This window comes from Flavobacterium macrobrachii (genome assembly GCF_014486675.1).
GTDB classification, from domain to species: Bacteria; Bacteroidota; Bacteroidia; order Flavobacteriales; family Flavobacteriaceae; genus Flavobacterium; species Flavobacterium macrobrachii.
On record NZ_JACTAC010000035.1, the window covers coordinates 1 to 24,076 of the forward strand.

General features: G+C 33.7%; 17 protein-coding genes and 1 pseudogene. 15 read left to right on the forward strand and 3 right to left on the reverse strand.

Annotated features, from left to right (window positions below):
- From IAI56_RS09065 to IAI56_RS09095, 7 genes and pseudogenes are all read left to right on the forward strand, one after another.
- Positions 1-2,180: pseudogene (locus tag IAI56_RS09065) on the forward strand (hypothetical protein); the annotation flags it as partial.
- A 218-nt stretch (positions 2,181-2,398) separates the two neighbouring features.
- Positions 2,399-2,953, forward strand: coding sequence for a hypothetical protein (locus IAI56_RS09070; RefSeq protein ID WP_187657563.1), 555 nt, complete (start codon positions 2,399-2,401; stop codon positions 2,951-2,953).
- A gap of 344 nt (positions 2,954-3,297) precedes the next feature.
- The gene (locus IAI56_RS09075) at positions 3,298-4,275 is read left to right on the forward strand and encodes a ribonucleotide-diphosphate reductase subunit beta (RefSeq protein WP_187657564.1); all 978 of its coding nucleotides are present in this window, start codon (positions 3,298-3,300) and stop codon (positions 4,273-4,275) included.
- A gap of 275 nt (positions 4,276-4,550) precedes the next feature.
- Positions 4,551-6,995: a ribonucleoside-diphosphate reductase subunit alpha gene (locus IAI56_RS09080; protein WP_187657565.1), complete on the forward strand. Its 2,445-nt coding sequence runs from the start codon at positions 4,551-4,553 to the stop codon at positions 6,993-6,995.
- A 126-nt stretch (positions 6,996-7,121) separates the two neighbouring features.
- Positions 7,122-7,346: a hypothetical protein gene (locus tag IAI56_RS09085; RefSeq protein ID WP_133532595.1), complete on the forward strand. Its 225-nt coding sequence runs from the start codon at positions 7,122-7,124 to the stop codon at positions 7,344-7,346.
- Positions 7,343-7,789 (forward strand): GNAT family N-acetyltransferase, encoded by a 447-nt coding sequence (locus IAI56_RS09090; protein WP_187657566.1) that lies wholly within the window; start codon positions 7,343-7,345, stop codon positions 7,787-7,789. The genes IAI56_RS09085 and IAI56_RS09090 overlap by 4 nt, the downstream gene beginning before the upstream one ends.
- Positions 7,790-7,842: 53 nt before the next feature.
- Positions 7,843-9,177 (forward strand): deoxyguanosinetriphosphate triphosphohydrolase, encoded by a 1,335-nt coding sequence (locus IAI56_RS09095; RefSeq protein WP_187657567.1) that lies wholly within the window; start codon positions 7,843-7,845, stop codon positions 9,175-9,177.
- Between the two features lies 1 nt (position 9,178).
- Here the strand turns inward: IAI56_RS09095 and IAI56_RS09100 are convergent, their stop codons facing one another.
- A complete protein-coding gene (locus tag IAI56_RS09100; protein ID WP_187657568.1) occupies positions 9,179-9,559 on the reverse strand; it encodes a helix-turn-helix domain-containing protein in 381 nt (126 codons plus the stop codon).
- 139 nt (positions 9,560-9,698) lie between these two features.
- Between IAI56_RS09100 and IAI56_RS09105 the strand changes: the two genes are divergently transcribed.
- Both IAI56_RS09105 and IAI56_RS09110 read left to right on the forward strand, forming a co-directional pair.
- Positions 9,699-10,316 carry a hypothetical protein gene (locus IAI56_RS09105; protein ID WP_187657569.1) on the forward strand — a complete coding sequence of 206 codons (618 nt, stop codon included), beginning with the start codon at positions 9,699-9,701 and terminating at the stop codon, positions 10,314-10,316.
- Positions 10,317-10,403: 87 nt separating this feature from the next.
- Positions 10,404-11,234, forward strand: coding sequence for a hypothetical protein (locus tag IAI56_RS09110; RefSeq protein ID WP_187657570.1), 831 nt, complete (start codon positions 10,404-10,406; stop codon positions 11,232-11,234).
- Positions 11,235-11,252: 18 nt separating this feature from the next.
- Here the strand turns inward: IAI56_RS09110 and IAI56_RS09115 are convergent, their stop codons facing one another.
- Together IAI56_RS09115 and IAI56_RS09120 are read right to left on the reverse strand one after the other, a co-directional pair.
- A complete protein-coding gene (locus tag IAI56_RS09115; RefSeq protein ID WP_187657571.1) occupies positions 11,253-12,203 on the reverse strand; it encodes a DUF3078 domain-containing protein in 951 nt (316 codons plus the stop codon).
- A 40-nt stretch (positions 12,204-12,243) separates the two neighbouring features.
- Complete coding sequence (locus IAI56_RS09120; protein ID WP_187657572.1) at positions 12,244-14,025, reverse strand: 1-deoxy-D-xylulose-5-phosphate synthase; 1,782 nt, start codon at positions 14,023-14,025, stop codon at positions 12,244-12,246.
- A gap of 87 nt (positions 14,026-14,112) precedes the next feature.
- Between IAI56_RS09120 and IAI56_RS09125 the strand changes: the two genes are divergently transcribed.
- The 6 genes from IAI56_RS09125 to pbpC all read left to right on the forward strand — a co-directional run bounded on the left by IAI56_RS09125 (position 14,113) and on the right by pbpC (position 23,993).
- Positions 14,113-14,364, forward strand: coding sequence for a hypothetical protein (locus IAI56_RS09125; protein WP_187657573.1), 252 nt, complete (start codon positions 14,113-14,115; stop codon positions 14,362-14,364).
- Entirely contained in the window at positions 14,346-14,627 is a 282-nt protein-coding gene (locus IAI56_RS09130) for a Txe/YoeB family addiction module toxin (RefSeq protein ID WP_187657574.1), read from the forward strand. Before IAI56_RS09125 ends, IAI56_RS09130 begins: the two co-directional genes overlap by 19 nt.
- A 17-nt stretch (positions 14,628-14,644) precedes the next feature.
- Positions 14,645-15,088: a nucleoside deaminase gene (locus tag IAI56_RS09135; RefSeq protein ID WP_187657575.1), complete on the forward strand. Its 444-nt coding sequence runs from the start codon at positions 14,645-14,647 to the stop codon at positions 15,086-15,088.
- A 133-nt stretch (positions 15,089-15,221) separates the two neighbouring features.
- Entirely contained in the window at positions 15,222-20,858 is a 5,637-nt protein-coding gene (locus IAI56_RS09140; protein WP_187657576.1) for an alpha-2-macroglobulin family protein, read from the forward strand.
- A 117-nt stretch (positions 20,859-20,975) separates the two neighbouring features.
- Positions 20,976-21,566, forward strand: a complete 591-nt coding sequence (locus IAI56_RS09145) for a transposase (protein WP_187657577.1) — start codon at positions 20,976-20,978, stop codon at positions 21,564-21,566.
- Between the two features lie 36 nt (positions 21,567-21,602).
- A complete protein-coding gene (gene pbpC / locus IAI56_RS09150) occupies positions 21,603-23,993 on the forward strand; it encodes a penicillin-binding protein 1C (protein ID WP_187657578.1) in 2,391 nt (796 codons plus the stop codon).
- The last annotated feature ends 83 nt before the right edge of the window (positions 23,994-24,076 follow it).

Consider the following 24,076-nt stretch of genomic DNA (forward strand, 5'->3'; position numbering starts at 1 on the left):
GTTCAGATAATAAAATTTTATACAAAAAAGTAACCATTGGCGGCGTTGAGGTTTTTGAATATTCCAATAATCCGCAGGACGAATTATACAATGTAAAATTCACTTTAGTTGGAGCTAATTTCGGAAATTATATTCTAATAAATACATCGGCAATCGGTAAAATTTATCAATATGTTGAACCTATTTCTGGCGTTCCACAAGGAAATTATGAACCAATAACTCGATTGATTGCGCCAACAAAAATCCAAATCGCAACCGTTGTTGGAAAATTCAATCCAAACGAAAAAACACTGGTTGATTTTGAAATTGGCGTAAGCAATAACGACCAAAACTTGTTTTCTTCCATTGATGATGATAATAATAAAGGTATTGCTGGAAAATTGAATTTCAAACAGCGATTGCTTAGTAAAAAATGGCAAATTGATGCTTTTGGAAACTATCAGTTTGTTCAAGAAAACTTTCAAACTATTGAGCGATTATTCAATATCGAGTTCAATCGCGATTGGAATTTAACTTCATTCGAAGGAAATCAAAGTTTACTCATCAGCGGTTTGGATTTCACTTTGCCCGAAAAAGGAAAATTAACCTATCAGTTTGAAAAACTTGATTTTTCCAAAAGTTTTTCTGGAAATCGTCATTTAATTAACGGTTTTTTCAAACTAAAAGATTGGAATATTTTGCAAAATGCCAGCGTTTTAAACAGCGATGGAAATTTTGCAATGTCTTCTTTTATTCGAAATCAAACACAAACAAGATATCATTTTGGCAAAAATTGGGTTGGTGCCAATTTGAATTTAGAAAACAACAAAGAAAAACTGGTTGCAACCAATCAACTTTCGGTTTTAAGCCAACGATTTACCGAATATGGCGCGTTTGTTGGTCGTGGTGATAGCACAAAAGTTTATGTAGAATTGGGTTATTTACAACGTGTAAACGACAGTTTGCAAAATAATTTGGTACAAAAAGTAAATACATCGCATTCCTATTATCTAAAATCTCGATTGATACAAACTAAGAAAAGTGATTTATCGTTATTTTTAAATTACAGAAATCTGAAATTTGAAGATAATTTACGTGGAAATGAACCGTCGTTGAATTCAAGATTGTTGTATAACGACCAATATTTTAATCAGTTGATGAAAATATCAACGGCTTATGAAACAACTTCTGGTTCCATTGCACAACAGGAATTTACCTATCTTGAAGTCGAGCCAAGTCAAGGTGTTTACATGTGGAACGATTACAACAACAACGGAATTCAGGAATTGGAAGAGTTTGAAATTGCGCCTTTTCCCGATCAAGCAAAGTATGTTCGTGTATTTTTGCCCAATCAAGTTTTTGTAAAAACGCACCAAAATCGGTTTTCGCAATCCTTGACTTTAAATACTTCAAAATGGCAAAACGAAAAAGGTTTCAAAAAGCTGTTGTCTTATTTCTATAATCAAACTTCGTATTTAGTAGAACGAAAAATTTTCAGAAACGGTGATAATTTCGACTTAAATCCGTTTTCAACTTCCGAAGAAGATTTACTCGGATTGAACACCAGTTTTAGAAATAGTTTATTTTATAATCGAGGAAAACAGAAACATTCTGTGACGTATACTTATACCGAAAATCGCTTGAAAAGTTTGCTTTCTGTAGGTTCGCAAGAAAGCAAAAACAAATCCCATCAGTTGCAATATATTCATTTATTGAAAAAATCGTGGTTGTTCAATATGAATTCAAAAACAATTAAAACCGAATTGGCTTCGGAGAATTATGCCAGTAGAAATTTTGAAGTAATTGGTTATCAATTAAGTCCAAAAATCTCTTATTTGTTTAATAAAAACACGAGTTTGGATCTTTTTTACGAATATCAAAACAAGGAAAATCAGTTTGGAAATGGCGAAACCTTACTTCAAAACCGTTTTGGAACTTCATTTTCTTATGCAGGCGAAAAGAAATTTACGATGAATGGCGAATTTTCGTTGTATCAAAATAAATTTGAAGGCGATGCTTTGTCGCCAGTAGCTTTCCAAATGCTGGAAGGTTTACAACCTGGACAAAACCTAACCTGGCGATTACTTTTGCAAAAAAATCTAACCGAATTTCTCGATATCAACATCAATTATTTAGGAAGAAAAACTGAAACCAGCCAAACCATTCACACTGGAAATATCCAACTTCGAGCTTATTTTTAGTAAAAAAGTGAATAGTAAAAGGAAGCCAATTCTTAATATTCTAATGTCTATGATTTTCTGTAACGGAGTGAAACGAATTTTAAAGTTAAAATAAATATATGTTTCTATGTGGTAAAAAAGAAACTTCAATGTCATATTTGATTTTAAATAAAAAATCATTTGGCACATATTTTGTAAACTAAAAATCACTAATTTTAAACTATGAAAAAAGTAAAATCATGAAAAAACTAATCTTATTATGTTTGGTGTTTGTGTTTTCAAATACCATTTTTGCACAAACTGTAAAGGAAAAAGCAAAAGAAAAATCCGAAAAAACCGCTGCGGCTAACAAAGCTAAACTTGAAAAGTTAAAAGACGAAAAAGCAAAAGCAAAAAAAGACGCTGAAAAAGCAGAAAAAGTGGCTGGTTTAAAATCATCTAAAATTAAAAAAGCTGTTGAAGAAAAAGAAGCTAAACTAAAAAAAGACGGAACACCAGACAAACGCTTTAAAGATGCCGCTAAAAAAGAAGCGACAAAAACAGAGACAAAAGCAAAAACAGCAGCCAAAAAAGCAAAAGCAGAAGCAAACAAAACCGTAGCAAAAACCAAAAAAACAGCTGCTGAAGAAACAGAAAACCTAAAAGAAACAGCACTTTCAAAAGCAGCTGAGAAAAAAGTTTCTGATAAAGCAACTGGAACGTACAAAGGTAAAAAAGTGTACACTGGACCAAGAGGTGGAAAATATTACATCAACAAAAACGGAAACAAAACCTATATTTCCGACGATAAATAGGAAAAAAATTTACTAATAAAATCAAAGTGGTTTTTCAAATGGAGAAACCACTTTTTTTATCTCCAAAAACCAAATTTTAGCGGGTTCAAAAATGTTAAAATTTTACTATGCGTATTTTCCTAATTTCCTCTGTTTATGCGGTTTTTAAAAAAATTATAATCTATAAATTATTGTAAATCAATAATTTATTTTTTTCGACAAAATTTCGACAAAATGTCATATTTGTTAAAAACTAGCTCGATTTGTGGATAAGTTTGACTTTCTTTTTCCGTTTCATTTGACAATCTTTGTATCACACTGAAAAGGTCAAAAAATCACCCAAATAATTTTAAAATAAATTCAAAATGGCGACTATCGAACCAATTTTACAAGAAAACAAAAACCGCTTCGTGATTTTCCCAATCAAACATCATGATATTTGGGATTGGTATAAAAAAATGGAAGCTAGTTTTTGGACAGCCGAAGAAATTGATTTGCATCAAGATTTATCCGATTGGAATAACAAACTAAGCCATGATGAAAAATACTTCATCAAGCATATTTTGGCGTTTTTTGCTGCTTCTGACGGAATTGTGAATGAAAATTTAGCTGAAAATTTTGTAAACGAAGTACAATATCCAGAAGCAAAATTTTTCTACGGTTTCCAAATCATGATGGAAAACATTCACAGCGAAACCTATTCACTCTTGATCGATACGTATGTAAAAGATGAAGCCGAAAAAGCCTCACTTTTCAATGCATTAGAAGTTTTTCCTGCCATCAAGAAAAAAGCAGATTGGGCTTTAAAATGGATTGGTTCCGATTCTTTTGCTGAAAGATTAATTGCTTTTGCAGCCGTAGAAGGAATTTTCTTTTCAGGTGCATTTTGTTCCATTTACTGGTTGAAAAAACGCGGATTAATGCCAGGTTTGACGTTTTCTAACGAATTAATTTCTCGCGATGAAGGCGTTCACTGCGACTTTGCGGTGCATTTACACAACCACCATTTGATAAACAAAGTTTCAAAAGCCAGAATTACCGAAATCATCACAGACGCTTTACACATTGAACGCGAATTTATTACAGAAAGTTTGCCAGTTTCATTAATTGGAATGAACGCCAACTTAATGACACAATATTTAGAATTCGTCGCCGATAGATTATTAGTAGAATTAGGTTGCAGCAGAGTTTACAATTCAAGCAATCCGTTCGATTTCATGGACATGATTTCACTACAAGGAAAAACAAATTTCTTTGAAAAACGTGTTGCCGAATACCAAAAAGCAGGCGTAATGTCAAAAGATACCGAAGACCAAAAAATTAGCTTCGACGCTGATTTTTAATCTGAATTTATTTGATTGAAGTTCAATGGCGTTTAGTTATGAAACCAAGCCATTGATTAGCTTAGCCCAGATTGAAGTGGAAATCCTTTTATTTCGTCAGTTCGAGTTCGCTTGCAAAGCGAGTATCGAGAACAAGAAATAAAAGATTGTATCGGAAAGCTGGATTGGCTTCAAAAAAATCTATAGAACGAAAATTTTATAGAAGTTAAGGGATTAACAAAAAACAAAACTAACCGAAATAGAGAAGGGATTTTCTATTTCAAAAAACAAAAAGTATGTACGTAATTAAAAGAGATGGTCACAAAGAACCAGTAATGTTTGATAAAATCACAGACAGAATAAAAAAACTGTGCTATGGTTTAAATGAATTAGTTGATGCCGTAAAAGTGGCAATGAAAGTTATTGAAGGTTTATACGATGGTGTAACAACTTCTGAATTAGATAATCTAGCAGCCGAAACTGCTGCTTCTATGACAGTTACACATCCTGATTATGCTCAGTTAGCAGCGCGAATTGCCATTTCCAATCTACATAAAAATACCAACAAATCATTCTCGGAAACGATGAACGAAATGTATCATTATGTTAACCCAAGAACCAATCAAAAAGCACCATTACTTTCGGATGAAGTTCACCAAGTAATTCAAGAAAATGCCGAGTTTTTAAACTCTCATATTATATATAACCGAGATTTTAACTACGATTATTTTGGTTTCAAAACCTTAGAACGTTCTTATTTATTAAAAATCAATGGTAAAATTGTAGAAAGACCACAACACATGTTGATGCGTGTTTCTGTTGGAATTCATTTAAATGATTTAGAATCAGTAATCGAAACCTACGATTTGATGTCTAAAAAATTCTTTACGCATGCAACACCAACATTGTTCAACGCCGGAACGCCAAAACCACAAATGTCTTCGTGCTTCTTATTATCAATGCAAGACGATAGCATCGACGGAATTTATGACACGCTAAAATCAACTGCAAAAATTTCACAATCAGCAGGTGGAATTGGATTATCAATTCATAACGTTCGTGCAACAGGTTCATACATTCGAGGAACAAACGGAACATCAAACGGAATTGTGCCAATGCTTCGAGTTTTCAACGACACAGCACGATATGTTGATCAAGGTGGCGGAAAACGCAAAGGAAGTTTTGCTATTTATCTAGAAACGTGGCATGCTGATATTTTTGACTTTTTAGATTTAAAAAAGAACACCGGAAAAGAAGAAATGCGTGCGCGCGATTTATTTTTTGCCATGTGGACTTCCGATTTATTCATGAAACGTGTACAAGAAGATTCTACTTGGACGTTGATGTGTCCAAATGAATGTCCAGGTTTGTATGATGTTTATGGCGATGAGTTTGAAGCATTATATACTTCGTATGAAGCTCAAAACAAAGGAAGAAAAACCATCAAAGCACGTGAACTTTGGGAAAAAATTCTAGAATCGCAAATCGAAACTGGAACACCATATATGTTGTATAAAGATGCAGCAAACAGAAAGTCAAACCAAAAGAATTTAGGAACGATTCGTTCATCGAATTTGTGTACCGAAATCATGGAATACACTTCAGCAGATGAAATTGCGGTGTGTAACTTGGCTTCGATTTCATTGCCAATGTTTGTAGAAAATAATACGTTCAACCACGAATTATTATACAACGTAACCAAACGTGTTACTCGAAACTTAAACAAAGTAATCGATAGAAATTACTATCCAGTAAAAGAAGCCGAAAACTCAAACTTACGTCATCGTCCTGTTGGATTAGGAGTTCAAGGATTAGCAGATGCGTTTATTTTGTTGAGAATGCCATTTACTTCGGATGAAGCAAAAAAATTAAATCAAGAAATTTTCGAAACCATGTATTTTGCTGCCGTTACAGCTTCTATGGAAATGGCAAAAGAAGAAGGTCCATATTCTACTTTCAAAGGTTCGCCAATTTCGGAAGGATTATTCCAACATAACCTTTGGAACATCAAAGACGAGGAACTTTCTGGTCGTTGGGATTGGGCAAGTTTAAGAAAAGAAGTAATGGAAAATGGTGTTAGAAACTCGCTATTAATGGCGCCAATGCCAACTGCTTCAACATCGCAAATTCTTGGAAACAACGAAGCATTTGAACCTTATACATCCAATATCTACACACGTCGTGTACTTTCTGGAGAATTTATTGTGGTAAACAAACACTTATTATACGATTTGGTAGAAAGAGGTTTGTGGAACGAAACAACGAAGCAAGAAATTATGCGTCACAACGGTTCGGTGCAAAACATCGATTGTATTCCAGCAGATTTGAAGGAATTATACAAAACCGTTTGGGAAATGTCGATGAAAGATATTATCGATATGTCGCGTCACAGAGGTTATTTTATTGACCAATCGCAATCGTTGAATTTGTTCATGCAAGATGCAAACTATTCAAAACTAACGTCAATGCATTTCTATGCTTGGCAAAGCGGATTGAAAACAGGAATGTATTATTTGAGAACAAAATCAGCTGTTGATGCTATCAAATTCACTTTGAATAACGACAAAAAAGCAGAACCAATACCATCAACAATTGCCGAAAAACCAGAAGCTGTAGCTGTTGAGGTTGTTGCTCCAACAGAAAATGGAGAAATGACCGCCGAAGATTTTGCCGCAATGGTAGAACGCGCAAGAAACGCCGCTGGAAATGTTGGTGATGATTGTGAAATGTGTGGTTCTTAATTGCTACTTTGTCATTTCGACGAAGGAGAAATCACATAATCAATTCATTGATTTATAATAAAAGAAAACAGCTGTCAATTTGATAGCTGTTTTCATTTTATTACCTTTGAAATAAATAAAAGTACCATGTCAAAAGAAAAAAAAGGAGTTTACACTGGAATCATAGAAAAAGACGAAAACGGAAATTATTTCTGTGGTGAATACTTGCTGGATTACCAATATACCGAAGCGAGTTTCAAACTCGGTGACGAAATCAATATCAAATCCGTAATCGCCAATCCAAGCGATAAAAGTTTTAATCAATATCCAAAAAAGTCTAGAAATTTCTTCTTGGCAAATGATAAAAAATGAAACTACTAAAAACCAATTCCAATCATCCCGATTTTCAAAAGTTAACCCGACTTTTTGATGATTATTTGGTTGAAATTGATGGCGATGAAAAAGACTTTTTTGCGCAATACAATCAAATATATATTGATAACGTAATCGTTTGTTATGAAGATGAAATCGCTGTTGGTTGTGGCGCGTTTAAAGAATATGAACCGACAGTTGCCGAAATAAAACGAATGTTTGTCTTACCCGAAAAGCGAGGCAAAGGAATAGCTTCGACTGTGTTGAACGCCTTGGAAATTTGGGCAAAAGAAAACGGTTTTCAGCATGCTATTTTGGAAACGTCAAACCAGCTGACAAACGCCATTTCATTGTATCAAAAAAGTGGCTTCGAAGTCATTCCAAACTACGGACAATACATCGACGTAGAAAGTAGCGTATGCATGAAAAAAATCCTGAAATAAAGTTATCTTTAACTTCTAAAATCAAAAATAGTTAATCAACAATCTGAAATCAAATGACCTGGGAACAACTTTTATCTTTAAAACGTCAAGGCGATACGAGCAAACGTTTACGCATCGAACAAGACGACACACGTTTGGGTTTTGAAGTCGATTATGACCGAATTATCTTTTCGTCTGCTTTTCGCAGTTTACAGGATAAAACGCAGGTTATTCCGTTGTCAAAAACCGATTTTGTTCACACACGTTTGACGCATAGTTTGGAAGTTTCGGTTGTTGGTCGTTCCATCGGAAGATTGGTTGGAAAAAAAATCATCGAAAAATATCCACATCTTTCTGCCGTTCACGGTTATCACATGAACGATTTTGGTGCTATTGTTGCCGCAGCAGCTTTGGCACATGACATTGGAAATCCGCCGTTTGGTCATTCGGGTGAAAAAGCAATTGGAGAATATTTTTCTATTGGAAAGGGTCAGCAATTCAAAGATAAATTAACGCCAAAACAGTGGCAAGATTTAATTGATTTTGAAGGAAATGCTAATGGTTTTTCGGTTTTAACGAGTTCGCGTCCCGGAATTGAAGGAAGTCTGCGTTTGTCTTATGCAACACTTGGAGCATTTACTAAATATCCGAAGGAAAGTTTGCCTAAAAAACCAACCAAAAACATTTCGGATAAAAAATATGGTTTTTTCCAATCAGATAAAGATTTTTTCAAAGAAGTTGCCGAAGAATTAGGAATGATTTCCAATAAATCGGGCGAAGATATTGGTTATGAACGTCATCCATTGGCATTTTTAGTCGAAGCTGCCGATGATATTTGCTACACGATTATCGATTTTGAAGACGGAATAAATCTCGGTTTAGTTTCCGAAGATTTTGCATTAGAATATCTAATCAAATTGGTAAAAGACACGATTGATGCGGCAAAATACCAAACATTAACGACCAAAGAAGATCGAATTAGCTATTTGCGTGCTTTGGCAATTGGAAATTTAATCAACGATGCCGTTCGTGTTTTTGTTGAAAATGAAGAAGCTATTTTGCAAGGAAAATTCCATTTTGCTTTAACCGATAAAAGTAAATACAAAGCCCAAATGGATGATATCATCAAATTGAGTGTGAAAAATATCTACCAAAGTCGGGAAGTGATTGAAAAAGAGCTTTCGGGTTATCAGATTATCAATACGTTACTCGATAAATTCATAACGGCTTTCAACAACAATCACGAAGGAAAAGCAACAAATTACGACAAACTTTTACTAAAAATTCTTCCGGAAAAGCATCATCTGGAAAAAGAAAATCTTTACGACCGATTATTGCATATTTGCCATTACATTTCCATGCTAACCGATGGAAAAGCGGTAGAATTGTTTAAGATAGTTTCGGCTTAAACTATTTACTAAGTTTTTTTATAATTTCTTTTTGTTGTTTTATAATTTCTTTTAATTCTAAAATCACCAAATCCTTATCTTTTATTAAATTGTTTAATTGTTCAGTAACTTTATCAGAAAGTTGTATATTTTGGGTTTCTGCCAAATATCCTGTAGCTTTAGGTTTGTTGACTTGTCTATATTTAGACTCATCAATAAAATAATTCAAATCAACTTCAAAAATTTTACATATTTTATCCATTAACAAAAAATCTATTTTTTTTGTATCTCCATTTTCTATTAAACCTAAAGTATTTTGTGCTATTCCTAGCTTATTAGCAAGTGCTGTTTGAGGAATGTTTTTATTTTCTCTTAAACGTTTAATTTTTGTTCCGATATCCATGTGAATTTTAAATTAGCAGTTAATTGCTCAAAAATAGCAATTTATTGAATAGTATTTGTTGATTTTTTTTACAAATTTGGTTTATTGTTTTTGCAAGAACTTTATTAAACATTTTTTTTAATCATTAATTATTATTTTTATGAAAAAATTATTTCAAAAAACAGTTTTACTTTTATTTAGTACTTCTTTACTTTTAACAAGTTGTAATGAAGAAAGCAGTGAGCAAAATTTAAATTCAAAGTCAAAAGCAGACTTATATTTAAGAAGCTTTTACAAAACTGATTACCATATAGGTAAGTCGGTTGAAGGAAGAATGTTAAATTCAAATATTTCAGCTAACGCAAGAACAATTGAATTAGAAGATGTTGTACTTGAAGAAATTTTTATTGGTGATGATGAAAGAGCAAGAGGATATATTGTTACTGATAAAGCAACAGATGAATTTCTTTATTTCGTAGATGTTGACAGAATAAATTTTAAGTTAACTGCATATGATCCATCAGTAAATGAAACAATCATTAAAGAAAATATACATTTACTTCAAGAATGGGCAGAAAGTAATCAATTAGATTTTGTAAAATTATTTGAAGACTACAATCAATCAATGAGTACAGGGAATCAAGAAAGAAGAAGATTTTGGGGATGGACAGAATGGACAAAAGTTGGCGGATGTGATGAAGGTTGGCAAACTGTAATGAGAAAACATTACATACTTGGTGTTAGAGATGACATAGAGTATAATGAAGTACGATGTTAATTCTAAAAATATTTTAAAATAATGTTTAAAAATTTCTATTTTTTCATATTTGTTTTTCTAACTAGTTTTTGTTGTAATTCTCAAAAGATGAATGTCTTAAACTCAAAAACAAAAACACCTGTTCCATTTGCAAATTATTATTTGTTTCTTAATGAAAATATTGTAAAAGCAGGATATTGCTCAGAGAATGGCGAAATATATATACCAAAAGAGGTTTTGTATGACAAAATTAAGCTGACCAGTATTGGGTATGAAAATTTTGAAATTTTAGAAAAAGACATTAAAGACGATACACTGTTGTTTGTACCAGCAGTGTATCATCTTAAAGAAATTGAAATTATAAAAAATAAAACAGATGAGCTTATTAGTTTAGGTTATCTAAAAAGTAAGCGTAAAGCATGGCTAAGCGCAACTAAAGGAATGAAAATTTGTACTTTTATTGAGAATCCATTTCTTCAACCTAAATTAATACACTCTTTTTTATTTAAAATACGTAACAATAATGAAACTAAATTAGGTTTTAAATTACATCTTTTTGAGAAGGATACTATTACAAATGCTCCTGGAAAAGAGTTATTGAAAGAAGATATTGTTATAGTTTTAGAAGGTAAAAGTAAAAAAGATGTTGAACATGATGTGTCATTATATAATATAGATTTTCCAGCTAAAGGTGCTTTCGTTGGAATTGAATGGTTTGGTGTTTTAAATGAAAATAATGATGATTTCAATGGTATTGACACACAAAATGGATACATTGAATTGAATGACGTGTCAAAAGAGTTTAATACTTTTCAACAAGATGTTTTTTCTTTTTTTCCATGGAAAAATATGGAAAAATTTAAAAAAATTAGTGAAGAACATACAAATTTTAGAAATTGTCCTACGGCTTCATTTGGTTTAAAACTTTACAAGGATTGACAATTATCATATTATTAATTAAAAATTGTAACTCAAACCAACACCAAGCAATTGTTTTAACTGTAGTTTTGGACCAACAGTTACTTGTTCGCCGTTGCGTTCTTCTTTGGCTTTAATATCATCGTCATAGATAAAATGCGCGCCAATATTTGCTTTAACATATTCGTTTACAACTAATTCAAGTTGCATTTGCCAATCAATGTCAACATTCCCAAAACGGTTGATATAATCCGAATATAAACTCAAACGATTTTCCCAAATAATGTTTTTGTAGATTTCTTTTTTGTAGTAATTAGTTACCAAAAAACCGAGTTCCATTCGGTGTAATTCACCTTTTCTAAGAAGATTTCCGTCAACATCATAAACCGCTTTGTTCACACCAAACGCACCTTGATTTGCTAAAGTTTGATCTAAAACCAAAGTCGTTTTCATTGTTAAAGGCGAAATATAAACGTTTAATTTTTTCTCTTTATTTGAATATTCCGATCCAACTCCAAGAAAAATATAAGCTGGAGCAAATGGTTTTGAAATGGCTTTGGTTGTATTTGGATAAGAATAACCGTTAGTAAATTGAGTGTTAAAATTGAATTTAGCTGAGGAATACCAGTTGGTTATCGTGTCTTTTCGGTAACCCAAAGTAGAGTTAAACTGAAACGCATCGTCGGTTTTTCTTAGTTCAACACCATCTTGCTTATTGACACCATAACGGATAATCATTTCGTTTACCCATTTTAGATTTCCTTTTTGATATTTTCGTAAAAAATTTCCTTTCAACAATCCTGAAATGGAACTATTTCCTCCAGCATTCCAGTTTACAAAAGCAATTTGAGTAATGTCTAAACCAACTGTATTTTTCTTTTCCCAATGCGAAATTGTATCGGGTAGAGTTGTTTTTACAACGTCTTGTGCAAAAAAAGTTACTGAATTGAATAGAAAAAAGAAGAAGAAAATCTTTTGAAATACCTTCATTTTTAGTAGAAAATAGTTAGACGGTGCAAAAGTCGGTTTTTTAATAGTTTAAAAAAATATTTTCCAGACTTTTAACGTCGATTTTACAAATTTTTTGAAGTTCTTCCACCGTTCCATGTTCGATGAAAACATCAGGAATTCCAAGAACTTTTATCGATTTGGAATAGTTATTTTCTGAAGCAAATTCAACGATAGCTGAACCAAATCCGCCTTTTATTGTTCCATCTTCAATGGTAATGATATTTTCGAATGAACTGAAAATTTCATGCAACAGTTTTTCATCTAAAGGTTTAATAAAACCAAAGTCATAATGCGCAATAGTTTTGGGTTGATTTCCATTTTCCAGTGCCAATGAAACATTATTCCCGATAAAACCCGTAGATAAAACGGCTGTTTTTGTTCCGTTTTTCAGCAAATTAGCTTTCCCAATTTCTATTTTCTCAAATTCTAAATTCTGAATTCTAAATTCTGAATTCGAGTATTTTCCTCTTCCGCGCGGATAGCGAATGGCTATTGGATGTGGTAAACCTAATGAAGCAGTATAAAGAATATTTTGTAAATCGAGTTCGTCTTTTGGTGCATAAATAATCATGTTTGGAATACATCGCAGATAAGCAATATCAAAAACACCGTGATGTGTGGCGCCATCTTCACCAACCAATCCAGCGCGATCCAAACAAAATATTACGGGTAAATTTTGCAAAGCTACATCGTGAATCACTTGGTCATAAGCACGTTGTAAAAAAGTAGAGTAGATGTTACAAAAAACAACCATACCTTGCGTTGCCATTCCTGCAGAAAGCGTAACTGCATGTTGTTCGGCAATGCCAACGTCAAAAGCTCTGTCTGGAAAAGCATCCATCATAAATTTCATCGAACTTCCACTAGGCATTGCTGGAGTAATTCCGATTATTTTTGAATTATTTTTGGCTAATTCGACTAGAGTTAGTCCAAAAACATCTTGAAATTTCATCGGTAAATGTGCCTCCGATTTTTGGGTAATTTCTCCTGTTTTAGCATCAAATTTTCCTGGCGCATGATATTTTACTTGGTCTTTTTCGGCTTGCTCTAAACCTTTGCCTTTCGTGGTTACGATATGAAGAAATTTTGGTCCTTTGGTCTTTTTTAATCGTTCCAATTCCGAAATTAATTTGGATAAATCATGACCGTCAATCGGACCAGAGTAATCAAAATTCAAAGACTTAATCATGTTGTTTTGCTTCGGGTTTTTCCCTTCTTTAACCGAAGTCAAATAGTGTTTCAAAGCACCAACGGTTGGATCAATTCCAATAGCGTTATCATTTAGAATAACCAACAAATTAGCAGCTGTCACTCCAGCGTGATTTAAACCTTCAAAAGCCATTCCGCTTGCAATCGAAGCATCGCCAATCACCGCAATATGATGTCTGTTTTCGCCTTTAAGTTGCGAAGCAATAGCCATACCCAAAGCTGCAGAAATAGAAGTAGAAGAATGACCAACTCCAAACGTATCATAAACGCTTTCGCTTCGTTTCGGAAAGCCCGAAATGCCACCAAGCTGACGATTGGTGTCAAATTTAGTTCTTCGTTCGGTTAAAATTTTATGACCATACGCTTGATGACCAACATCCCAAACCAACAAATCATTGGGTGTATCAAAAACATAATGCAAAGCAATTGTAAGTTCAACAACACCAAGACTTGCACCAAGATGACCTTCTTTGACGGAAACAATATCAATAATAAATTCACGCAGTTCTCTAGCTAAATCGGGTAATTCCGAAAGGGATAATTTTCGTAAATCGGCTGGATTGTTGATATGTTCGAGTAAATTTTTTGACATAAGGCAAATGTACAAATTGAAATTGTATTTTTGATAGGCATTGTTTTTGTGCTATTTTGTATATTTGTAATTCAAAATCATTTAATTATGACAACTTTCACTATAAAAATTAATGAACGCACAAAAGCAGGAAAAGCTTTTAGAGCCATGACGGAAACATTTTTTAAAGATGCGAAAGGAATTGAAATTATAGAAAACAAAGAGGAAAAAGAAGATGAAATTTATAATCCTGAGTTTGTTAAAATGATTTTAGAACGCGGTGAAAGTATAAATGATTCCGAAAAAAGAAAAAATTGGAAAGAAATTAATCCAAAAGATTTATGGGGAAGTTTAAAATAATTATTGAACCATCCGCAGAATTGGAAATTAAATTTCATTTAAAATCAGGCAATAAAGCTGTTATAAAAAAGCTCGAGAAAATTTTCGTTGAACTAGAAGAAACTCCTTATTCTGGAATCGGAAATCCAGAAGCACTTAAACATGATTTATCAGGTTATTGGTCGAGACGATTAAGTCAAAAGGATAGATTGATTTATAGGGTTGAAGAAAATATTGTAACCATATTTATAATTGCTGCTCTCGGACATTATTCTGATAAATAAATTTTCAAAATTCCTTTATGGAAAACCCTTTTACCGACGAATATTTTATGAAAAAAGCGTTGCAAGAAGCCGAAATAGCTTTTGAACAAGGCGAAATTCCCGTCGGTGCCATAATCGTTATCGACAATAAAGTTATTGCGAGAAGTCATAATTTAACTGAAATGCTTAACGACGTTACAGCACATGCCGAGATGCAAGCTATAACTTCCGCAGCAAATTACATCGGTGGAAAATATTTGAAAGGTTGTACATTGTATGTTACACTTGAACCATGTCAAATGTGTGCTGGTGCTTTGTATTGGAGCCAAATTTCGAAAATAGTTTTCGGCGCACGAGACGAACAACGCGGTTTCATGACTTTGGGAACTCAATTACATCCAAAAACGGAAGTAAAATTTGGCGTTTTGGCAAAAGAATCATCGGAATTAATGATTCGTTTTTTTACAAAAAGAAGAAAATAATTTTTTACAGAAAAATATTCTAAAAATTCTAACTTTTTCAAATACTTTTTTTCATAGTTTTAACGTTATTATGTTAATTGGAGTTTTATGCTTTCAAGGAACAAGTTCTAACAAATAATTCCTTTATCCGACTATGAAAACCAAAAAGATTTTCGGTTTGTTTTTTGCAATTTTGCTATTGCATTCCTGTTCTAAAAAATCGATAGCCGATTTCGACTCTGATTTTTCACTCTTTAAAGATTACATCACGGGTTTTTCATCGGGTTATGTCTCGGTCAATTCGGATGTCAGAGTACAACTGGCTTTCAGCAAAAGTGATTGGAAACCTAATCAAGAATTGGATCCAAATATATTTGATATTTCGCCAAGTGTAAAAGGAAAAGTAGTTGCTTTATCCAATAATACTATTGCTTTTTTGCCAAATGAAAAATTGGAACAAAATACGTTGTATCAAATTACATTACACTTGTCCAAGTTGACAACGGTTCCTAAAGAATTGGAAGATTTTAAATTTTCGTTGCGAACAATCAAGCAAGATTTTATCGTCACTACAAAGGATTTGCAGTCATATAACAAAGAACTTTATTATTTAAACGGCGTACTGAAAACAGCTGATAATATGAGTTTTGAAGATGCTCAAAAAATCATTGAAGCTATCCAAAACGGTAAAAATCTCAACATTAAATTTGATAAAGCCACAAGTACGTCAACAGAATTCAAATTTATGATTGACAGTATTCAACGAGCAACCAATGATACTAATATTGAACTAAAATGGGATGGTGATAAAGTTGATATTGAGCAAAGTGGAAGTGCTTCGATTGTTATTCCCGGAAAAAATCAGTTTAAAGTTTTGGATATAAAAATTGGCGATGTAAACAATCAGTCGATTTTAATTAATTTTTCAGATCCATTGAAAAAAGATCAGGATTTCAGCGGATTAGTAGCGATTGAAAACACCGATAATTTGAAATTTGCTACAATGGGAAATGTTCTCAAAGTGTTTTTTGATAAAAAACCAACATCTAAATTAGATAAAGGCGAAACCGTTGTTGTTACTGATACCGTTTCAGCTGCTATTGATACTGCTGCCGCTGCTTATGAAGAATATGTTGAAGAGGTTCAGGAAATAAATGAAACGAATGAAACTGGTTTTTCAGGAATTAAGTTGGTCGAAATTTTTCAAGGAATTGAAAGTTTTGACGGTTTTAAAATGAAAGCGAATTACTCCGAAAAATTAACATTCGAACAAATTAAACCGGGTGTAAAACTATTGAAAAACGCTACAATTTTGCCAAGTTCCAATAATTTGAAAATTAATTTTGAAGCGGCAAATTTGAATGCGGTTGATGTAAAAATCTATAAAATCTACAAGAATAATATTCTGCAATTTCTTCAAGATAACGAATTGAACGGCACACGAAATCTTCGTCAAGTAAGTCAACCTATTGCCAAAGGAACGATTGAACTCAAGCAAAATAATCTGATTGACTATTCTAAATGGAATGTCTATGCTTTGGACATTGCAAAATTTGTAACACCCGAACCCGGAGCAATTTATCGAGTAGAATTCTCTTATAAGAAAAAATATTCGTTATATAAATGCAGTTCCATGACAGATGAAGATGCTTATGAAGAAAACGAAGAAGAAGTTAAGGAAGACGATGTGAATTATAGTAACAATGGCTATGATTACTACTATGAGCAAGATTATGAATGGCGCGAAAGTCAAGATCCGTGTTCTGGATATTATTTCTACAATACCAAAATAGGAACGAATATTTTGGCTTCCGATTTAGGTGTGATTGTAAAACGCGGCAATGATAAATCGATAACGGTTGCAGTTAGCAATATTGTGGATACCGAGCCAGTTTCTGGAGCAACGGTTGAATTGTATAATTTTCAACAACAAAAAATAGCCGATTCTAAAACAGATGGCGATGGAATGGCAAATTTTTCGTTAAACAAATACGCTTATTTTGCTATTGTTACGGATGGGAAAAGTTCGACCTATTTAAAATTGGACGATAACCTTTCATTATCAGTAAGTAATTTTGATGTTTCTGGAGCAACGCTCGAAAAAGGTTTGAAAGGTTACATTTATGGAGAAAGAGGTGTTTGGCGTCCAGGCGATACACTTTTTGTATCGTTTATTTTAAATGATAAAGTCAATCCTTTACCGAAAAATCATCCAATTAAATTTCGATTGAATGATCCCAACGGAAAAACACAATTTCAAACGGTACAAACTGGAAATGAATTAAATCATTACAAATTTATCGTTCCTACGCAATCTTCAGCATTAACCGGAAATTGGGAAGCGATGGTTAGTGTTGGTGGCGCCAAATTTTATAAAAGCATCAAGATTGAAACCATCAAACCTAATCGTTTAAAAATTAAAAATAGTTTCAACGAACCGATTTTATCAGCATCCAAAACTAACATCAATAATATTCAAGTATTATGGTTACACGGTGCCGTTGCAAAAAATTTAAAACTTGATGTTCAAGCAAAATTTTCTCAGCAAGTAACTACTTTCAAAGGATTTGATAAATACGTTTTTGATGATCCAACGCGAAGTTTTTATACCGAGGAATTTAATATTTTCTCGGGTAAAGTAGATGAAAATGGAAAAGCAAAAGTTAATATCAATCCAACTTTACAAGGTCAAGCACCAGGAATGTTGCGCGCTGCGTTCATTACAAAAGTATATGAAAATGGAGGTGATTTCAGTACCGATGTAGCCTCGGCATCTTATTCGCCATATCAAACTTATGTTGGAGTTAAATCACCAGAACCAAATAAATATGGATTATTAGAAACTGGAAGAACAAACAAATTTGATATTGTTACCCTTTCTGAAAATGGAAAACCAAAATCGGTTCGCAATCTTGAAGTGAGCGTTTACCGAATGGAATCGCGTTGGTGGTGGGATTCGTCCAATGATAATTTGTCGAATTATAATACTTCAAATTCAACTACAACTTATAAATTTTATCGTGTAAATACTAATGCTTTGGGTAAAGCCAATATTCAATTCTCTGTTCCTGATGATGATTGGGGAAGATATATGATTAGAGTTTATGATCCAACAGATGGACATGCTGCTGCTCAAACAGTTTTTCTGGATTATCCCTATTGGTCGGCAAAATCTCGAAATACAAACGGTCAGGAAGCAACAATGCTTCGTTTTTCAACAGATAAAGAAAAATACAATGTAGGCGAAACCGCTAAAATTTTCTTCCCGTCAAGTGAAGGTGGAAGAGCTTTAATTTCCATTGAAAACGGAACTAAAGTGCTGAAAACCATTTGGACTAAAACTAAAAAAACCGAAACTTTAGTTGATTTACCAATTACGGGTGATATGGCACCAAATGTTTATGTAAATGTAACCTTGTTGCAACCTCATGCTTCGACTAAAAATGATGCACCAATCAGAATGTATGGCATTGTTTCATTGGAGGTGATTAATAAAAATACGGTTTTAGAACCTAAATTAGTTATGCCTGATGTCGTTCGACCAGAACAAAAAACTACCATCAAAGTAAGCGAGAAAAACGGAAAACCAATGACCTATACGATTGCGGTTGTAGATGATGGATTACTTGATTTAACTCGTTTTAAAACACCAAATGCTTGGACTGATTTTTATAAACGTGAAGCTCTTGGAGTGAGAACTTGGGATATTTATGATGATGTAATCGGAGCTTATGGCGGAAAAGTAAATCAGGTTTTCAGTATTGGTGGTGATGCCAGTTTAGGTGGTGGAAAAGCCAAAAAAGCGAATCGTTTCAAACCGGTAGTAATTTATCTTGGACCATTTAAATTAGAAAAAGGACAAACAAAGTCACATCAAATTAAGATACCAAAATATATCGGTTCTGTCCGAACAATGGTTGTGGCCGCCAATGCCGAAGAAGCTGCTTATGGAAGTGCTGAAAAAATAACCACAGTAAAAAGTCCATTGATGCTATTGGCTTCGCTTCCGCGAAAAATATCTCCGTCGGAAAAAGTAACTCTGCCAGTAACACTATTTGCTACAGAAAATAACATTAAAAAGGTAACTGTTCAAATCAAAACCAACGGATTAGTGAAAGTTTTAGGCAATCAATCTCAAATTGTTACGTTCTCGCAACCTGATGAGAAAATGACGTATTTCAATTTGGAAGTTGGACAAGTAACAGGAATTGAAAAAATTCAAATTATAGCCATTTCAGGTAAAGAAAAATCAGTTTATGAAGTTGAGGTTGATGTGACCAATCCAAATCCGGTAACCAATGCATTTTCTGATTATGTTTTGAAAGCCAACGAAACAAAATCGCTTAATTGGAAAACATTTGGCGTAGCCAGAAGCAACAAAGCTATTATCGAAATTTCATCCATGCCAACTATCGATTTTGGTCGCCGTTTGAATTATTTAATTCAATATCCACATGGTTGTGTGGAGCAAACTACATCATCAGTATTTCCGCAGTTGTATTTGAATGATGTTTTAGATTTGGATGCCACCAAAAAGCAAAATATCCAGAAAAATGTCACTGCCGGAATTCAAAAATTAGGAAATTTCCAGTTGCCAAACGGAGGTTTCTCCTATTGGCAAGGAAATACAACGGCCGATGATTGGGGAACAAGTTATGCCGGACATTTCCTGATTGAAGCAGAGAAAAAAGGATATGTTCTACCAGTAAATTTCAAAAGCAAATGGATTTCCTATCAACAAAAAATGGCAAAACAATGGCGATTTGAAAGTCAATATAGAAATGATGAAGCACAAGCCTATCGTCTTTATACTTTAGCTTTGGCAAGTTCGCCCGATTTGGCTTCGATGAACCGTTTGCGCGAAACTGCCGGAATTTCCAATGAAAGCAAGCTTCGACTCGCTGCGGCGTATGCTTTGGTAAAACAAAACCAAGCTGGATTAGCATTATTGTCAAAATCAGTTATTGATGAAAATACCGAAACCTATTATTATTGGTATGGTTCCGCCGAAAGAAACCGTGCCATGGCATTGGAAACATTGTTGCTTTTAGGACAAAAACAAAAGGCTTTTGAAATGGCAACCAAATTGGCAAAAAATCTGTCTTCTGCTACGTGGATGAGTACACAAACTACAGCTTATGGATTATATGCTATGTCAAAATTTGCAAAAATCAATGGTGGAAAAGGTGTAACCGTTCAACTGACTGATGGTAAAAATGTGCAAAACATCAACACGACCAAAGCCATCGTTCAGCGAAATCTTTCTGTCAAAACAGGAAATAATGGTGTTATTTTGAAGAACAACAAAAACAACACATTATTCATCCGAATTATCAACAGCGGAATTCTTCCTGTTGGAAACGAACAGCCAATGTCAAATAATTTGTCTGCTTCCATTCAGTTCAAAGACCGAAAAGGAAAAACCATCGATTTATCCAAAATCACCCAAGGAACCGAATGCATTGCCGAAGTGGTTTTAACCAACCAAAAGAACGAATTTGTCGAAAATATAGCATTGACACAAATCGTTCCGTCCGGATTTGAAATCGTCAACACGCGTTACACCGATTTTGGCAACGCCGCCGAAAACAACGCCGATTACATCGATATTCGCGACGACAGAGCCAATTATTATTTTAGCTTAAAAGCCAATGAAACCCGACGTTTCAGAATGGTTTTGAACGCTTCCTATCTAGGTAAATATTATTTGCCAGGATTGCAATGCGAAGCCATGTATGACCATAGTTTCATTGCTCGAACCGCCGGAAAATGGGTTGAAATAGTCAAATAAATTTCCTAACAGGTTTTCAAAACCTGTTAGGTATAAAAAGAAGGTTATGATAATCTTAAAATTAAAACCTAACAGGTCGAAAAAGACCTGTTAGGAATAATTAAGGCAAAAAATAGTATGAAAAAAGACGTGTTAGAACCAGGTGGAATTTATCATTTTTATAATAGAGGAAATAACAAAGAAGATATATTTATAGAAGAAAGAAATTACAGTTATTTTCTTCAGTTAGTAAAAAAATATCTTTTGCCTATTTCTGAGATTTATGCTTATTGTTTGCTAAAAAATCATTTTCATTTGGCTTTAAAGATTAGAGAAAATCACGAATTGCCTGAAAAATATAAGGACAAAGTTCATTTACCGTTTTCCAATTTGTTTAATACTTATACAAAAAGTGTCAATAAAACTTATGATAGATTTGGTAGTCTTTTTCAGGAACATCCACAAAGAAATAGGGTTGAAGACGAAGATTATTTGCGACAGTTAATAGTTTATATTCATTTAAATCCATTGAAACATAATTTTACAAACGATTTTACAACTTACAGACATTCTTCATACAATTCATTTTTATTAGAAAAACAAACTAGTCTTGAAAGAAATTATATTTTAGAACTTTTTGGAGGGAAAGATAATTTCGTTCATTTTCACAATGAAAATAGTATCCGTTATGAAGGTTTTATAAACGTGATAGATATTTTTGATGTATAATTTTTTCTATAAAAGGAATAGACTAATTAAAAGTAAATGACTTTTGTTTCAGATATAATAAATAGTTTGAAAAAGCTTTTTGCTAAAATTTCTACTTGGGTTAAAAACAACCCGAAGAAATCAGCAATAACATTTATTCTTGTTGTATTTTATTACTTTTCATTGCCGCAAACACTTTTTAACGATCCTTATGCAACGGTTATTGAAAGTAGTGACGGCGAATTATTGGCTGCCAAAATTGCTCGCGACGGGCAATGGCGATTTCCTGCCAAAGATAGCGTTCCCGATAAGTTCAAAAAATGTTTGGTTTACTATGAAGACGAACATTTTTATCAGCATTTTGGGTTCAATCCCGTGGCGATGTTCAAAGCATTTCAACAAAATCGAAGAGCTGGCAAAGTAGTTCGTGGCGGAAGTACAATTTCTCAGCAAGTCATCCGAATGTCACGAAAAAGTAAACGAACCTATTTTGAAAAAATCCTCGAAATTATCCTTTCAACCCGATTGGAATTTCGCCATTCCAAATCTGAAATAATAGATTTATATGCAGCTCACGCACCTTTTGGTGGAAATGTTGTAGGTTTAGAAATGGCTTCATGGCGCTATTTTGGTATACATTCACATCAATTGTCTTGGGCAGAAAGCGCAACTTTGGCGGTTTTGCCCAATGCACCGAGTTTAATTTATCCGGGAAAAAATCAAGAAAAACTGCGTGAAAAACGTAATGCTTTGTTGCTTAAATTGTACCAAAACAATTTGATGGATAAATTGACCTATGAGCTATCCATTCAAGAACCGTTGCCTCAAAAACCATATAATGTGCCTCAAATTGCACCTCATTTATTACAACAAATCGCTAAAACCAATGAAGGAAAGCGAATTCGAACAACCATTGATGTTTCGCTTCAAAACAGAATAAATCAACTAAGTGAATACTATTATAATCAGTACAAGCAAAATGAAGTTCATAATCTTGCCATTTTAGTTATTGATGTTAAAACTCGAAATATTGTTGGTTATGTAGGGAATTCACCAACCAACAGCGACCACGATAAAGATGTCGATATAATCACGTCACCAAGAAGTACAGGAAGTATTTTAAAGCCATTACTTTTTGCCGATATGCTTGATAATGGAGAACTTTTGCCAAATACTTTGATTGCTGATATTCCCACGCAAATTTCGGGATATTCGCCTCAAAACTTCAATCAAACGTTTGATGGCGCAGTTCCAGCGCAGCGAGCTTTGTCACGCTCGTTGAATATTCCGGCGGTATTGATGTTACAGCAACATGGTGTAGCTAATTTTTATGAAACATTGCAAAAATTTAAATTAAAAAATATTAATCAATATCCTGATCATTATGGTTTATCATTGATTTTGGGTGGAGCAGAAAGTAATCTTTGGGATTTGTGTCGAACCTATGCCAATCTTTCGGCTACGGTAAATCATTACACTCGTTCTCGTGGCAAGTATCGTTCAGGTGAATTTTGTGAACTGAATTATAACGCTGATATGCCGCGCGATTTTGGAACTGAATCCCAACAAAAAAATAGTTTAGGCGCAGGTTCCATTTATCTGACGTATGAAGCCATGAAAGAAGTCAATCGCCCAGAAGGGGACGAAGCTTGGAAGTTTTATGATTCATCTCTAGAAATTGCATGGAAAACCGGAACCAGTTTTGGAAATCGCGATGCATGGGCAATTGGAACAAATTCTCGCTATGTTGTTGGTGTTTGGGTTGGAAATGCTTCTGGAGAAGGAAGAGCTGCGTTAACAGGAGTTGATAGTGCAGCGCCGATTTTGTTTGACATTTTTAGTACTTTGCCAAAAAGCCGATGGTTTACAAAACCGATGAAAGATATGGAAACCGCCGAAGTTTGTCAACAAAGTGGTCATTTGGCTAAAGAAGATTGTCCAAAAGTATCACAATTGATACCGAAAAGTAAAAAGAAAACTCAGCTTTGTCCATATCATAAAACAATACATCTTGATAGTTCGCAACAGTTTAGAGTTAACAGTAATTGTGAATTGGTTGAAAAAATGGTTTCAAAGACATGGTTTGTTTTACCTCCGGTAATGGAATGGTATTACAAAAGCGGTCATGCAGATTATCAACCGTTGCCGCCGTTTAGAACTGATTGTCAAGATAGTAATCAACCCGTTATGGATTTTATTTATCCTAAAGCGCATAGTAAGGTTTACCTAACCAAAGATTTTGATAGTAAAATTCAGCCCGTAATAATAAAAGTGGCGCATACCAACCGAGAAACGCGATTGTTTTGGTATGTAGATAGCGAATACAAAGGAACGACGAGAACTTTTCACGATTTGCCTATTGAAGCAAAAACAGGTACGCATCGCATCACGGTTATTGATGAATCGGGAAATGAAATTTCAAGAAAAATGGAGATTGTTAGAGAATAATTCCTGCTGTTTTGTAAAAAGCCAAAACATTTCTAATTGCCGATAGTTTTAGCCCAGATAGCAGTGGAAATCCTTTTCATTTT